The organism is Nonomuraea roseola (assembly GCF_039535395.1).
Lineage (GTDB): Bacteria > Actinomycetota > Actinomycetes > Streptosporangiales > Streptosporangiaceae > Nonomuraea > Nonomuraea roseola.
On sequence record NZ_BAAAXC010000005.1, the window covers coordinates 166,090 to 179,755 of the forward strand.

A 13,666-nucleotide genomic window follows, 5' to 3' on the forward strand; every position below is an offset into this window, starting at 1 on the left:
CTTGCGGTGCTCACCGCAGCGCACACGAAGCGCTCACGACGTTCACGTCAGTGCTCACGCCACGTGCTCGCATCAGGTGCTCACATCAGCCCGCCGCGGCCCCAGCCGCGCGCGAGCCTGCGGGCGGCGAACGCGCCGGCCATGACGCCGATCGCCAGCAGGACGGCCGCCGGGCGCAGGGTGCCCGCCACGTCCCCGGCGACCGCGGACTGCATCATGGTCAGGGCCCAGTAACCGGGTGAGGCGGGCGCGGCCACCTGCGCCCATTCGGGCATGAGGCTCAGCGGCACCAGCGCACCGCCCAGCGAGCTGAGCGTGAGCGCGCCCACGTCGGAGATGACGCTGAGCTCGCCGTGACTGCGCACGATCGTGGCGAGCGCCGCCCCGATCGCCAGCAGGGCGAACGCCCAGATCACGATGGACATGAGCACGATGGCGGGATTGGGCGGAACGGGCAGCCCGATCGCCAGGCAGCCGTACACGAGCAGGATCGACTGCTGGGCGACCATCACCACGAACAACGGCAAAGTCTTGCCGATGAGCAGCTCGGCCGCCGGGGCGCGGCTCACCCGCAGCCGGTCCCAGGTGCGCCAGGTGCGCTCGGACAGGATCGCGTTGCCCGCCAGCGAGATCGCGAAGACGGAGAACATGACCATCAGGCCGGTGGCCACCTGGGTGGCGCCGGCGTCCAGCGCCCTGACGTACAGGGGCCTGAGCACCAGCATGAGCACCATCGGCATGGCCACGTAGCTGATCATCTGCCCGGGGTCGCGCAGCCGGAGGAGCAGGTTGAGCCGGGCCAGGGCGGCGATACGGTGCACGGAGCCGAGCACGCCGATGCCGGGCCGCGGGGCGTCAAGGAGCATCGTGGACCGCCAGGGATCGATAGAGGTCGTCCAGGGACGGGTTGCGCACGTCCACCGAGCTGATCGGGCGCTTGGCGTGGTGCAGGAGGTCGATGAGTGTCGCGGCCGGGTCCGAGGTGGAGATCCTGAGCTCCTCCTCGCCCTCCAGCGTCACCCTCACCTCGCCCGGCAGGTCCTTGGCCAGCTCCTCGTAGCTGCCCCTGGCGATGACCCGGCCGTCGCGCGCCACCGCGATCGTGGCCTGCAGCTCGGTGAGCTCGGGCAGGTAGTGAGTGGTGTAGACGACGGCGGCGCCCTCGCCCGCGCGCTGCTTGACGACGTCGAGCATCGCCTGCCGGGTCTCGAGGTCGGCGCCGGCGGTGGGCTCGTCGAGGAGCAGCAGGCCAGGCCGGTGCACGAGCGCCGTCGCGGCCTGCGCGCGGCGCTGCTGGCCGCCCGAGAGCTTGCCGGTCCGCCTGTCCATGAGCTCGGTGAGCCGCAGCACGGCCGCCAGGTCCTCGATCGCCGAGCGCAGCGCTGCCCGCCGGAGCCCCGAGAGCCTGCCGTACAGCTCCAGATGCTCCCTGACGGTCGCCGACGGGTACAGGGCGATGTGCTGGGGAGCCACGCCGACCTGGCCGCGTACGGCGGCGGGCGGCTTGCCGTCGATGGTCACCCTGCCGCCGTCCGGGCGGATCAGATGCGACACGATCTCGACGAAGGTCGTCTTGCCCGCGCCGTTGTGCCCAAGAAGCCCGACGATTTCTCCGGCTGCCACGCTCAGAGTGAATCCGTCGAGCGCCTGGATTTCGCCATAACGTTTGACGAGGTCGGTTGCCACCAGCAACGTGTCACCTCCCCATATTCAATGGAATAAGCAGGTGAATGAGGGTCGAATCCATGTTCGCCTCACGCTAGCGACAAATACCGGCTCGCCCGCTGGCAGGAAGTTGCCGCAAAAGACGGTCACCGCGCTGAGGTACTGTTTTTCCGGCTTTACCGCCTAATCTGACAGATATGCAGGTTGGATCGTTGATCGCCGCCGGCTACGACTGTGAGATCTTCGAGGCGGGGCCCGGCCGGGTCGTCCGCCGCTCGCGTGACGGCCGCAGCCTCGAACGCGAGGCCGCGGTGATGCGGCACGCCCGCCGGCACGGATTCCCCGCCCCCGAGGTCTTCGACGCCGACGGGCCCGACATCCTCATGGAGCACGTGGCGGGGCCGAGCCTGCTCGAGGAGACGGCCCGCGCCCCCGGGCGGGCCGCCGAGCACGGCGAGCTCCTGGCCGGCCTGCTGCGGCGGCTGTCGGCCGTGCGGTCGCCCGGCTGGCTGCAGGCCGCCGCCGGCCGCCCAGGGAACCGGCTGCTCCACCTGGACCTGCATCCCGGCAACGTGCTGCTCACCGGCGACGGCCCCAGGGTCGTCGACTGGGCCAACGCCGCGAGGGGCGCGCCCGGCGCGGACGCCGCGTGCACCTGGCTCATCCTGGCCACCGCCACCGTCACGGAGCCGTCCCTGGAGGAGGGACGGGCCCGCCTGCTCGCCGCCTTCCTCGACGGCGTCGACCCGGCGGCGGCCCGCCCCCACCTGAGGGCGGCGGCGCAGCGGCGGCGCGCGGAACGCGATCTCACGGCAGAGGAGCAGGCCGAGATCGACCGCTTCCTGGCCAGCGAGGCCGGCGAGGCGTCCCTGTAGCCCCCACAGGAGGTAGAGAAGATGGCCGAGCACCGCGACGTGCGGGCATCGGACGACGATCGCGAGGCCGCCACCCGGCGGCTGCGGCTGGCCGTCGAGGAGGGCTGCCTCGATCTCCAGGAGTTCGACGACCGGGTGGGCCGGGCGCTGGGCGCCACCACTCGCGGCGAGCTGGCGGGGCTGCTCGCCGACCTGCCCGCCGAACGCCGGCAGAGCCTGCCGCCGGTGCGCAGGGGCGCGCCCCGGTGGCTGAAGACGCTGTGGGCCGTCTGGGGTGCGGTTCTGGCGGTGAACGTCGTGGTGTGGGCCGCGGTCAGCGTGGCGGAGGCGTGCCTCCTGGACTTCTGGCCCAAGGATCTGCTCGCTCCCGCCGTCGTGCTGGCCGTGGTCACTGCGGTCCACGCGGCCCGCAGGCGCGCCTCCCTCCCCTCCGGCGGCTGACCGTGACCTCCTCACAGACCGCGCCCGCCGCCGAGCGGCGGACGGATGTGGACCTGCTGCGCGTCGTGGTGGTGGCCGGGCTCGTGCTCTTCCACTCGGCGCTGGTGTTCGACGCGCGCGACGACTTCTACGTCAAGAACGCCGAGACCACCGGCGTCACCATGGTCGTCACCGTGCTGGGCGTGCTGTGGGCGATGCCGCTGCTGTTCTACGTCGCCGGCCTGGCCGCCCGCCACTCGTTGCGCCGCCGCGGCCCTGCCGGCTACGCCGTGGAGCGCTTACGCAGGATCGCGGTGCCCCTGGTGTTCGCCACGGTGGCCATCGTCCCCGTGCCGCAGTGGCTGCGCTTGCGTGCCGACCCCGCCCACCAGGAGTCGTACCTGGAGTTCCTGCCCCGGTTCTTCCAGGTCGAGCTGGACCTCGCCGAGTTCCCCTTCGTCCTGCAGGGCGAGTACTTCGAGACCGGGCACCTGTGGTTCCTCGTCCTCCTGCTGACGTTCTCACTGCTGCTGTCGCTCGCGGCCCGGTGGCGGACGCCTCCACGCCTCGGGGAGCGGATGGCCGAGCTCACCCGCAGGCGCGGCGCGGTGCTCCTGCCCGCCCTGCCGCTGGCCCTGATCAGCATGATCCTCGGGCTGGAGGAGGAGTACGCCGGGTGGAGCCGGTGGGCGTACCTGATCTTCTTCTGCTACGGCTTCGCGTTCGCCGCCGATGAGCGTTTCCGCCAGGCGGTGCGCCGGGACCTGCGCCTGGTCGCCGCGTGTGGGCTGGCGCTGTTCGCGGCCGGGGTGCCCGTGCTCCTGTCCGCGGGAGACGACGCCTTCACGGCCTCCGCGCCGCTCGCCGTCCTCGGACGGGCGCTGTACGGCGCGGCCGGATGGTGCTGGCTGCTGGCGATCCTCGGCTTCCTCGACAGGGCGCCCGCCCGTCCAGCCGCCGGTCCGGCCACCCGTCCCCCGCGCGCAGGCGCTGTGCGCGGTTATCTGTCCGAGGCCGTGCTGCCTCTGTACGTGCTGCACCAGCCCATCGTGGTCGCCGTCGCCTACCAGGTGGTGCGATGGGAGGCGCCGATCGCGGTCAAGTACGCCGTCATCGCGGCCGGCTCGCTCATCCTGACAGTCCTCGCCTACGACCTGCTGGTGCGGCGGACCAGGCCGACTCGTTTCCTGTTCGGGATGCGGCCTGCGAAGGCCGGCGCGGGGGAGCGGCCGGCGCGCGGGGCGTCGGAGCCGGGATGACGACCACCGAACCGACCCCGGCGGGGCACGCGGCGGTCGTGCGGCCTGGTCGAGGTCGTGCGGAACGGCCCACGATCGTCTCAGCAGCGCAGCGCTACCTGCTGCTCAGGCTGGCCACCAGATTGATCGTGGTGGCCAGGATGCCCGTGCCGAACAGATAGGACAGCAGCGCATGGCGCAGGGCGGCACGACGTATCAGCGTGGAGCGAAGCGCGGTGTCGGACACCTGGAAGGTCATGCCGATCGTGAACGCCAGGTAGGCGAAGTCGCTGTAGGAGGGCGGGCCCGATCCGTTGAAGTCGATGCCGCCATCGGGCCCCGCGTAGTACAGATGCGCGTACCGCAGGGTGAACACCGTGTGGACCACCGCCCAGGACAGGACGACCGAGGCCAGGCCCAGCGCGATGCCGACCAGTTCCGCGGCCCCTTGGCTGTGCGTGGCCCGCACGATGACGATCCCGACCGCGACCAGGCTCGCGACGGCCGCGGTCAGCAGCACGATGTCGGTGACGGCGCGGTCGGGATCGGTCGTGGTCGCCCGCCGCGCGGTCTCCGCGGCGTCACGCCGTAGGATCCCGGTCCAGATCCAGGTCATGTAGACCACGCATGCGGTGTCCCAGCCCACCAGCACGCCCAGCGCCGGAGAGCTGACCCAGACGAGGGGGACAGCGACCGCCACGCCGCACAACGCGGACACCAGCACCTCTACCTGGGCGGACACTCCGCGGCGTGCTCGCGGCTCGCGCGGCTGATCGACACTTCTAGGCATACTCCCATCGTCCCCGCTCGGCCCCGGGCAGCACGCGGGCCCGGTTCTCGAAGGATCTGATCCGGTCTCGCGCGTGTGAACCGATCTCGTCGACATGAGAGCGATCGAGGTATCTTCACATCAAGATATGCGTGAGGAGTCGTGGGTGCTGCATCACATCCAGCTGGCCTGTCCCCCCGGCAGCGAGCCCGTCCTGCGGGAGTTCTACGCGGGCGTGCTCGGCTTGACGGAGATTCCCAAGCCTCCTGTCCTCGCCGCCCGTGGCGGCTGCTGGTTCCGTGGCCACGGCATCGAGCTGCACCTCGGTGTCGAGACCGACTTCCGGCCGGCGCGGAAGGCGCACCCTGGCATCCTGGTCCGTGACCTCGACGACTGGGCCCGGCGGCTGGGCGAGGCCGGTTACCCCGTTGCCTTCGACGACGACTTCCCCGGGATGCGTCGCTTCTACAGCGAAGACCCGCACGGCAACCGTCTGGAGTTCCTCGAACCGCTTCCCTGAGAACGGACAACCGCCGGCCTCGGAGCCGGCGGGGACGACGGAAGCCACGGCGGTTCGCCCACCCTCCGGACGCTACTGCGCCTGGACCACCGGCGGACCCTCGCTCGCCTGGACCAGAACGAAGCCCTGCCCCTGGAACGCGAGCTGCATGGCCTCACCGCTGCCACGGCCGATCAGCGCGCCGGCCTTCATCGTGCGGTTGACACCCACGTGCAGGTCGGCGCTCCAGCACACGGCGGACTGTCCGTCGGCGAAGGTCGGCATCTGCGAGGTGTCGAGAAGCACGGGGGTGCCGTGGGCGGTGACCGCGACCCAGCCGGTGCCCTTGATCGTCATGTTGAACAGCCCGCCCGCGGCGACACCCGCACCCTGCACGCGCTTGATCTCCCAGGTGAGCGGGGCGTCGAAGGCCAGCAGATTGCGGCCGTTGACGGTCAGGGCCTCGTTCTCGAGGTAGAACAGATGGATGTCGTCGGCGTTGTCGGCCAGGAAGAGCAGGCCCTGCCCTCTGACCCGCATGAGCGGCGCGCCCTCGCCGGTCATCATCTTCTTGAACAGCTTTCCGACCCCGCCCGCCCCCTCGTAGTCGAAGTCCATCTGCCCCTGGAAGGCGACCATCGAGCCCTGCCTGGCGAGCACCTCGTGGGGCAGCTGGACGCGGAGCATCTTGGAGTTCTGCAGGGCGAAGTTGGCGGGAACCTGTTGGGTGTCCAGGTTGTTGAAGAGCGCGCTGCGCATGAGGGCCCCTTCCGGCGGGCGTCGTCGACATGGGTGATGACGAACGGGCCGGTGCTCCGGTTCCTTCGCCCCCACCGTGCTCGTCAGGGAGGATGGCCCGTGCACGTTCCGCACGACACGGTGCGCTCCACGGTCCGGCGGCTCGGTGGCGACACGAGCTCGGCCCGTTCGCGGGGCAGGGACGCGGTCTCGAGGGTCAGCTGCAGGACACGCCACTCATGGCGAAACGAGCTGTTGTCCCGCCGTGTTCGGGCCGGCCCGACGTGATCGGTGGCTCAGCCGGCATCCGGTCGGCGGGGTGCGGTTCTCCTCCGTGGGAGTCGCCGTGGAGGTACGGCGGTGCTCGTGGGGGAGCGGTGGTCGGCGGAGAGACCGGTGATGGCGTGCCGGCCGTCCGCCAGGCGGCTGATCGCGACAGCTGGGGCGTGCCGGTCGAGCGTGTGCGGGAGGGCGTCGCGGCGGGCCGCGTACATCGTGTGCCGCAGGTGGGCCGCGACCCGGAGGTGGCCGTCCGGGCCGCGGGTTTCAGCTGGTTACCTGGTCAGGACCATCAGCGTGAAGAAACCCGTGTACTCGCAGTAGTACGAAAGGTACGTCCCGTTCCGTCGTAGTTCCGCGCCCTTCGCCTTGCACTTCGCCTCGGTGGAGTAGTCGCCGTACTTGATCCAGGTGGACGCGACCGAGGTGCTCGACGCGGTGGAGCCGGTGGCCGCGGCGGCGGGCGTCGCCAGTGCGGTTCCTGCCAGGGTGAGCGCAGCGAATGACGTCGCAGCCAGTCTGGTGAGCTTGGTGGGCATGAGGCATCCCTTCAGGGTGGGGGGTAGGGCCGTTCCGGGCGTGGCGGGGGACCGCCTTCGCCATCACCATGATCATAATCGCCCGAGGCCCAAAGATCACTCATATCAGTATTTATCCGTAAATATCGGGAGTCAGTGCTGTTCGGGGCCCGAACGGGGGGTCGCTCGGAGCGGGGAAGGGGCTGTCCTTACGACGCCGTTCCCGAGGGCTCCACCCTCTACCCGGCCGACTGCGGCCTCCGCGAACACTGAAGAGGCGGGGAACCGGACCACTCCGCACCTCTGACCTCGCCGTCCTGGCGGTCGAGGTTGTCGCCGGTCAGCAGCAGGACCCGCTCGTCTGTGCGGTGGATGGCTCAGAACAGGATTTCGTGGACCGCCGCTCCTCGACCCCCTGAACGAACCGCTTCAGCAGCCTAGATGCGGGGCTTGAGCAGCAACCGAACGGCCAGTCACGTTAAGGAGCCCGGCGGACGCCTCTTATCGTGACTGGCCGTTCTGATGCGGGTGGTCGCGGGATGGCTGGTAGCGCCGAGGGGAACTCCCGCCTTCGGGACCGCTGTCGTCTGCGTGGGCTTACGACCTGGTGCGTAATCGCCTCGCGCACGAGCCGCCCCGCGATCTACCCTCGCGGCATGACGTCACACGATGCGCCTGAAGGCTCCCGGATCACTCCCGATGGTGTCGGGCTGGTGATCCGGCAAGAGACCGCTGACGATCACCGAGATGTGCGCGAGGTTCATACGCGCGCCTTCGGTGACAGTGAGCGGGTTCCCGGGCTCGTGGAGGCACTTCGCGTTGCGGAGGCTGCGTTGGCGCCGATGTCCTTCGTCGCTACCGTTGATGACCGGGTTGTGGGGCATGTCCTGCTGAGCGCGACGCGGTTGGACGCTCCGCGCCGGATCGTGGACGTCCTGTCCCTGTCACCGCTGGGCGTGGTCCCGGAGTTCCAGCATCAGGGGATCGGTACTCAGCTCATCGCGTACGCCCTCGAGGCGGCCGACAGCCAGGGTGTGCCGTTGGTATTCCTGGAGGGTTCGCCACGTTACTACGGCACGCGCGGATTCGAGGGTGCCAGCGCGGTGGGCTTCCGTTCGCCGTCGCTGCGTATCCCTGAAGCCGCGTTCCAGGTCGCCCGGTTGTCCGCTCACGAGCCGTGGATGACGGGCACCTTCGTCTACTCTGAGGCCTTTTGGGCCTTTGACTGCGTTGGCTTGCGCGACCCCGAGGACTGAGGGGCTACCCGACTCGACCTGATCCCCAGGCCTAGCACAGTGGCGACGTCCAGCTCGTCGTCGGTTGCGTGCGATCAGCGAGGCGTCGGGCGAGCGCCGCCACGGTGAACGCCTTCGGGCCGCAGGTGCGGGCCGCCGGCACGATCAGCCCTTCCAGGAGATCGCGGCCAAGCCGGTCCGTCTCCTGGACGGTCAGCAGGTCGCCGTCGCGGATACAGACAGCGCGCTCAACAGGTCGGGGCGGTCGTCGGTGGCGAGCTTGCCGCTGATCTTCCCCTCGAAGACCTTCCAGCAGATGGGGTCGAGGGCGTCGTGCTGCCGCCTCGAACTCGGCGACCATGGCGAGGGGTTGCAGGAACACCCGCCCGAACGGGCCAGGCCGAACAGCACGCCGCGGCCGGAGGGGCCGGTGAGGATCTCGTTGGCCTCGGCCATGTCGCCAGTGAAGCCGAGGCATTGCCATCGATGCTGAGGCAGCCGTAGACCTTTGTCAGGGGACTTGAGGCATTGATCGGCTGGCGGACGGTGAAGGGCAGGGCCCACTGATATCCGGGACCTGCCCTCTCTTTCAGTCTTCGCCGTTGTAGGCGCGCAGCTCGCGGCGCGCCTGGTGACGGCTGCGGCGACGCTCTTCGCGTCGGAAGTGGTACCACTCCCGGCCACCACTGAGGCTGCCGCAATCGAACAGGTAATAGTCGGTGGCGCCCCAGTAACAGCCGCTCCTACCGCAGCGGTTCAGGGACGCGCTGTCGGTGGTGATCCCCTCCGGCAGCGTGCACGGCCCGAACCGGTGATCATGCACGGGCCGGCAGTTCACCATCGGCGCTTCGGCCATCCCCACCCACCAGGGCCGGGTCTTGTCGGTCTTGCTCATACGGTCACCTTTCGGCTCCGTGACGCCCCGGGCTGGGGCTGTCACAAGACCGGATGCACCGTGATCACCTCCGACTTCGCGCACGATATATCGGGACCTAGGCCCATTCGTCGGCCAGGGTGCGGCGGAAGCGTTCGACTTCGCCGTTGGTCTGGGGCCGGTAGGGACGGGTGCGTTTGCGGGTGATGCCCAGGCCGGCGAAGTGGGCGTGGGCGCGGTGCCAGAACCGTATGTCCGGTTGCGAACGTCCGTCGACCGGGGGCCTGCAGCGCGACCTCGACGAGGTCGATACCTCGAGCGGCGCGGCAGCCGGGGAGTGCACGTTCGGCTATCCCACAATTACGAAACCAGTGTTGCGTAATTCGCTTACACAGAGTACCTTTTATTTCGCTACAAGAGTTGCGGAATAGGGGAGGTTCGTGATGGTGCCTCGCGGACGACCGCGTGACACGCAGGTGGACGAGCGGGTGCTGCGAATCGCCGCCGCCCTGATCTTCGAGCGTGGCTATGCCAGTCTGTCCATCGATGAGGTGGCCGAGCGGGTAGGCGTGGCCAAGACCACGCTGTACCGCCGCTGGCCGACCAAGGATCACCTGGCCGTCGCGGTGGTGGCGCGGTTGCAGGCGGACGACGAGATCACCGATACCGGCGACATCCGGGTCGACCTCGTCAACTACCTGGAGAAGATCGCCGTCGGGCTCAACCGCATGCGCGCGGCAGGCGGCCAGAAGGGCTCATCGGCGGGGGTGGTCGGCGAACTGGTGGCGGCTGCGGCCAGGCACGAGGACATCGGCCAGCTGACTCGCGAGCAGTACGCCAGGCGCAACGCCCTCGCGCTCGCCCTGATCGAACAGGCGCGCGTGCGCGGCGAGCTGCGCGCGGACCTTGACGCCGAGGCGCTGTTCGACCAACTGGCCGGCGCCCTCTACTACCGAGTAATGATCACAGGCGCGCCGGTCGACCGGGCCTACGCAGAGCGGCTCGTGTCCTCCGCGCTGGAAAGGAACCTGACATGTCAATGATCGTGGAAACCGCCGTTGTCCGCGCGGTCGACGCCGAGACCATCATCTCGCCCACGGCCACGGGACGGCTGCTGCTCGACTCCAACGACACCGGCGGTGCGCTGAGCACCATCAGGATGACGCTCGCCGAAGGCGCGGACGGCGCTGTACCCCACCACCATGCCACGTCGACCGAGCTGTTCTACGTCTTGGAGGGCAAGGCCCGCCTCCTGTCCGGCGAGGAGGTCGTGACGCTGGCGGCGGGTGACGTGGCAGCCGTGCCCCCGCTGACACCTCACGCCTTCGCCGCCGCCCCCGGCCACACCGCCGACCTCCTCATCGTCGTCGCCCCCGGTATCCAGCGTTTTGAGTACTTCCGCCTGCTCGACCGCCTCCGCAGGGGCGCGGCCACGCTCGAGGAACTGCTGGCCTCCCAGGACGTGTACGACAACCACTTCCTCGACAGCCCCGCCTGGACACGCGACCGCCAGGCGTCCTGATGCCCACCAGTGTTGAAGGAGATTTTCAATGTCCGCGAAGCCGCCCTCTCGCACCTCGATCGGTACCGTTCTCGCTGTCGTCGGCGCCCTCTTCATCGGCTACATCGGGGTGAGTTATCTGCTGGCTCCCCAGTCCATGGCGCCCGACTTCGGCTTGCCGAGTTGGCCACGTGGCGAGGGTGCGGGATTCCTCGCCGTCAAAGGAGTCCGGGATGTGGTGTCCGGCCTGGTGATCCTCGCGGTCCTCGCGACCGGGAACCGTCGCGTCCTGGGGTGGGTCATGCTGGCGATGGCGCTCACCCCCATAGGCGACATGTTCATCGTGCTGCTCTCCGGCGGAGCGCCCGCGATCGCCTTCGGTGTGCACGGCGCCACCGCCTCGGCAGTAATAATCGCCGGCATCCTCCTGCTAAGCGGTTCCCGACCCCAGCCCTCCACGCCTCTCGCAGCCCCACAGGTTCCCCGCGACGGGTTCAGCCGTTCGTCTTGATCTTCTTGCTCCATGGGTGAGGTGGGATTTCGAGGCACAGGGACAGCAGGCCGCCCAGCTCGCTGCTGGGTCGGCGCGGCAGGCGCGATCCGCGCGCGCACCCGGATCTCGCCGACCCAGCAGATCTCACCGCCGCACCGCGGCCAGTTTCTGCCGTATTCCGGTGGCACCCGATCAGGTGCGGTCGGGAGCGGTGGGGATCAGGTGGGCCACCACCACTGCGGCGACACCCACACCTGGTTGGCGCCCTCGTAGCAGCTGTACTGGACTGCCTCACCGAAGTCTGCGGTGCTGTAGTTGAGGATCTCCAGGCACTTGCCGCTGTTCTGGTTGCGCAGCATCATCCTGTTGCTCGGCTGCCCGGGACCGATCACGACCTGGACGAGCTCCCACTTCTGGTTGGCTCCGCCGTCGCAGGTGTCCTGGGTGACGGTCGCGAAGTCGGCTGTGCTCCAGTCGAGCACGTCCAGGCACTTCCCGCTGTTGACGTTGATCAGGGCCTGCCATCCTCCGCCGGCCGACTGTATGTACCACTTCTGGTTGCTCAGGCTGTGGCACGTGTACTGGCCGACGTCCGCGAGGTTCGCGGTGCTGGCGTACGCCACCTCCAGGCACTTGCCGCTGTGCAGGTTGCTGAAGGTGAAGGTCGTGGTGGCTTCGGCCGGTAGGGCAGGGAGGGACATCAGGGCTGCTGCGGAGAGCACCGCCGCAGCACGTTTCCACGAACGCATCTTCTGCCTTTCGACGTTGCCGACTGACGTGATCAGGCGCCTCGGAGGAGCGGTGAGACAGGGGTTCTGCATCGCCGTACGCGTCGATTATTAGCCCGATCTTCACGCGTTTCCATGGCCCGTCAGCTATTGGACACCCCTGCCCCCATGCCCGGCGCGATGGCCGGGTCCGGGAGTGAGGCGCGGCCGGTGCCGTATGCCGCACGAGCGCCACGCCCTGCTGGCCTGGATCGACCGGGCCTGACCAGGCTCAGCCCAGGGCGTCCGCTGGTGGCCAATCGGGCCCCGTCGCCGGCGGGCTTGGCGGCAGGGCGTTCCGCAGGAGCGGACGGGGCGGCCGGTGCGGGCCTGCGCGATCGGCGCGCTGCACACGGGGCAGGCCGAGGTGGTCGGCGTGGCGTTCATCGCGGGCCCGGCGGGGCCCACGGGTCAGCCCACCTTGTCCCGGGAGGCGGACGAGGAGTCGTCGCGCGTGGCGGCCGCGATCGCTTCGTTCTCATCGGCCCAGATGAACGCGCCTCGCTCAGAGCCGGCGAGTCGTTCAGGGGTGGCGTCAGTCCAGTTGCCTTGTGTGTCCATCACGAGGCACGCCTGGCTTTCCCAGTACTGGACGATGAAGCCGCCCTCGGTGGGGTCGATGGTGATCTGCCAGCCGTCGCCTTCGGCGATGGTGCGGTATACGTCTTCGGTCATTTCGTCCTCTCGGGAGTGAGCGGGTGGCCAGGGAGAGCAGGGCCAGAGGGTCAGCTCAGGCGTAGAAGGGACCGGGCGCCACCGGTCAACGCGTCGTCAGGCCGACCGTACGGCCGGCTGACAGCGGCTGGGCACGCCGTACCGCCCATCCGGTGCTCCATCGCCCGGAGCCGCCCCGACCTGCGGGAGCGAGTCAACCGGTAAAAGGACCGCTTCGCTGTGTGCATTCGTACGCACACCGTCGGCGGGAATCGCGATGTACTCCACTTCGTGACAGGGGGCCCATAACTCAGAGGAGTAGAAGTGAAGCTCAACCTCGGGCGCAGGACCGGTCTACGCGCGTTGGCGACGGGGGCACTGCTCGCCATCCCGCTCGCGGCCGTCGGCGCCACACCCGCCATGGCCGCCACCAATGTGGTGGCGATCAGCGGGAAGCTCTCGGTGAACTCGAGCAACATCGGCGACGAGATCAACATCAGCGTGGAGGGAGGGTTCCTGGTTGTCAGGAACTTCAAGGACACCCTCCTCGCCGGCAGCTTCACCTGCGCGAATCTCGACGCCAACACCGTCCGCTGCAACAGCGCGGGGATCACCAACATCCTCGTCAACACGCAGGGCGGAGCCGACACGGTGCGCAACAACACCACGCTGCCGTTGAGGGGCTTCCTCGGTCCTGGCGGCGACGTCTTCTCCGGCGGCTCGGCCCGCGACTTCGTCTCCGGGGACGGCGACAACGACATCATCAACGGCAACGGAGGAAGTGACATCCTTCTCGGCAACGACGGCGGTTTCGACCAGGTCTTCGGCGGAGCCGGGACCGATCTCTGCGACGCGGAGGCGGAGACCTCCTGCGAGGCCGACGCCTAACAAATCACAACAGGGCCATCCCGCCACGGCGGGATGGCCCTTCCGCTTTCTGGACCCTCGGTGAAGCAGTAACGATGGGGACACCTCGACCGCTTTCTGGAGCGAAGCGGCGACGATGGGGGGTCTTGGCCGCTTTCTGGATCCTCTGCGAAACGGCGATGTCGGAGGACGCCCCGGCCGTGCCGTCCGTGCAAGCGGGGAGTAGGCGCACTGCAGGTGAACGGCCGCACAGTGTCATCAGCGACAGCCGAGC

General features: G+C 69.1%; 18 protein-coding genes and 1 pseudogene. 9 read left to right on the plus strand and 10 right to left on the minus strand.

Annotated elements, in window-relative coordinates; genetic code table 11:
• Positions 1–80: 80 nt before the first annotated feature.
• Complete coding sequence (locus tag ABFX55_RS02605) at positions 81–866, minus strand: ABC transporter permease (protein WP_346117222.1); 786 nt, start codon at positions 864–866, stop codon at positions 81–83.
• Positions 856–1,686 (minus strand): ABC transporter ATP-binding protein, encoded by an 831-nt coding sequence (locus tag ABFX55_RS02610; protein ID WP_312895997.1) that lies wholly within the window; start codon positions 1,684–1,686, stop codon positions 856–858. The genes ABFX55_RS02605 and ABFX55_RS02610 overlap by 11 nt, the downstream gene beginning before the upstream one ends.
• Positions 1,687–1,862: 176 nt before the next feature.
• Here ABFX55_RS02610 and ABFX55_RS02615 point away from each other — a divergent pair, with 176 nt between their 5' ends.
• Genes ABFX55_RS02615 through ABFX55_RS02625 form a run of 3 tightly spaced genes read left to right on the plus strand, consistent with a single transcriptional unit; the run spans position 1,863 to position 4,219 of the window.
• A complete protein-coding gene (locus ABFX55_RS02615) occupies positions 1,863–2,540 on the plus strand; it encodes a phosphotransferase (protein WP_346117224.1) in 678 nt (225 codons plus the stop codon).
• A 21-nt stretch (positions 2,541–2,561) separates the two neighbouring features.
• The gene (locus ABFX55_RS02620; protein ID WP_346117226.1) at positions 2,562–2,981 is read left to right on the plus strand and encodes a DUF1707 SHOCT-like domain-containing protein; all 420 of its coding nucleotides are present in this window, start codon (positions 2,562–2,564) and stop codon (positions 2,979–2,981) included.
• Positions 2,982–2,983: 2 nt separating this feature from the next.
• Positions 2,984–4,219, plus strand: a complete 1,236-nt coding sequence (locus ABFX55_RS02625) for an acyltransferase family protein (RefSeq protein WP_346117228.1) — start codon at positions 2,984–2,986, stop codon at positions 4,217–4,219.
• 94 nt (positions 4,220–4,313) lie between these two features.
• On the opposite strand, the gene ABFX55_RS02630 is transcribed toward ABFX55_RS02625, so the two are convergent.
• Positions 4,314–4,988, minus strand: a complete 675-nt coding sequence (locus ABFX55_RS02630) for a DUF1345 domain-containing protein (protein WP_346117230.1) — start codon at positions 4,986–4,988, stop codon at positions 4,314–4,316.
• Between the two features lie 145 nt (positions 4,989–5,133).
• Between ABFX55_RS02630 and ABFX55_RS02635 the strand changes: the two genes are divergently transcribed.
• Complete coding sequence (locus tag ABFX55_RS02635) at positions 5,134–5,487, plus strand: VOC family protein (protein ID WP_346117232.1); 354 nt, start codon at positions 5,134–5,136, stop codon at positions 5,485–5,487.
• A gap of 72 nt (positions 5,488–5,559) precedes the next feature.
• Here the strand turns inward: ABFX55_RS02635 and ABFX55_RS02640 are convergent, their stop codons facing one another.
• Both ABFX55_RS02640 and ABFX55_RS02645 read right to left on the minus strand, forming a co-directional pair.
• Positions 5,560–6,225, minus strand: coding sequence for an AIM24 family protein (locus tag ABFX55_RS02640; protein ID WP_346117234.1), 666 nt, complete (start codon positions 6,223–6,225; stop codon positions 5,560–5,562).
• A 533-nt stretch (positions 6,226–6,758) separates the two neighbouring features.
• Positions 6,759–7,022, minus strand: coding sequence for a hypothetical protein (locus tag ABFX55_RS02645; protein WP_346117236.1), 264 nt, complete (start codon positions 7,020–7,022; stop codon positions 6,759–6,761).
• A 635-nt stretch (positions 7,023–7,657) separates the two neighbouring features.
• On the opposite strand from ABFX55_RS02645, the gene ABFX55_RS02650 reads away from it, so the two are divergent.
• Entirely contained in the window at positions 7,658–8,257 is a 600-nt protein-coding gene (locus ABFX55_RS02650) for a GNAT family N-acetyltransferase (protein ID WP_346117238.1), read from the plus strand.
• A 192-nt stretch (positions 8,258–8,449) separates the two neighbouring features.
• On the opposite strand, the gene ABFX55_RS02655 is transcribed toward ABFX55_RS02650, so the two are convergent.
• From ABFX55_RS02655 to ABFX55_RS02665, 3 genes and pseudogenes are all read right to left on the minus strand, one after another.
• Positions 8,450–8,692, minus strand: coding sequence for a hypothetical protein (locus tag ABFX55_RS02655; protein WP_346117240.1), 243 nt, complete (start codon positions 8,690–8,692; stop codon positions 8,450–8,452).
• Positions 8,693–8,825: 133 nt separating this feature from the next.
• Positions 8,826–9,131 carry a hypothetical protein gene (locus tag ABFX55_RS02660; RefSeq protein ID WP_346117242.1) on the minus strand — a complete coding sequence of 102 codons (306 nt, stop codon included), beginning with the start codon at positions 9,129–9,131 and terminating at the stop codon, positions 8,826–8,828.
• Between the two features lie 100 nt (positions 9,132–9,231).
• Positions 9,232–9,324, minus strand: a pseudogene (locus tag ABFX55_RS02665) (integrase core domain-containing protein); the annotation flags it as partial.
• A gap of 262 nt (positions 9,325–9,586) precedes the next feature.
• Here ABFX55_RS02665 and ABFX55_RS02670 point away from each other — a divergent pair.
• From ABFX55_RS02670 to ABFX55_RS02680, 3 genes are read left to right on the plus strand one after another with little or no spacing between them, the layout of a single operon-like run.
• Positions 9,587–10,153, plus strand: coding sequence for a TetR/AcrR family transcriptional regulator (locus ABFX55_RS02670; RefSeq protein WP_346117244.1), 567 nt, complete (start codon positions 9,587–9,589; stop codon positions 10,151–10,153).
• On the plus strand, positions 10,144–10,632 hold the full coding sequence (locus ABFX55_RS02675; protein WP_346117246.1) for a cupin domain-containing protein: 489 nt from the start codon (positions 10,144–10,146) through the stop codon (positions 10,630–10,632). Before ABFX55_RS02670 ends, ABFX55_RS02675 begins: the two co-directional genes overlap by 10 nt.
• A 28-nt stretch (positions 10,633–10,660) precedes the next feature.
• Positions 10,661–11,122, plus strand: a complete 462-nt coding sequence (locus ABFX55_RS02680; protein WP_346117248.1) for a DUF4267 domain-containing protein — start codon at positions 10,661–10,663, stop codon at positions 11,120–11,122.
• Between the two features lie 200 nt (positions 11,123–11,322).
• On the opposite strand, the gene ABFX55_RS02685 is transcribed toward ABFX55_RS02680, so the two are convergent.
• Together ABFX55_RS02685 and ABFX55_RS02690 are read right to left on the minus strand one after the other, a co-directional pair.
• On the minus strand, positions 11,323–11,805 hold the full coding sequence (locus ABFX55_RS02685) for an RICIN domain-containing protein (RefSeq protein ID WP_346117250.1): 483 nt from the start codon (positions 11,803–11,805) through the stop codon (positions 11,323–11,325).
• Positions 11,806–12,282: 477 nt separating this feature from the next.
• Complete coding sequence (locus ABFX55_RS02690) at positions 12,283–12,546, minus strand: hypothetical protein (protein ID WP_346117252.1); 264 nt, start codon at positions 12,544–12,546, stop codon at positions 12,283–12,285.
• Positions 12,547–12,849: 303 nt separating this feature from the next.
• Between ABFX55_RS02690 and ABFX55_RS02695 the strand changes: the two genes are divergently transcribed.
• Positions 12,850–13,413 carry a hypothetical protein gene (locus ABFX55_RS02695; RefSeq protein ID WP_346117254.1) on the plus strand — a complete coding sequence of 188 codons (564 nt, stop codon included), beginning with the start codon at positions 12,850–12,852 and terminating at the stop codon, positions 13,411–13,413.
• Positions 13,414–13,666: the final 253 nt, after the last annotated feature.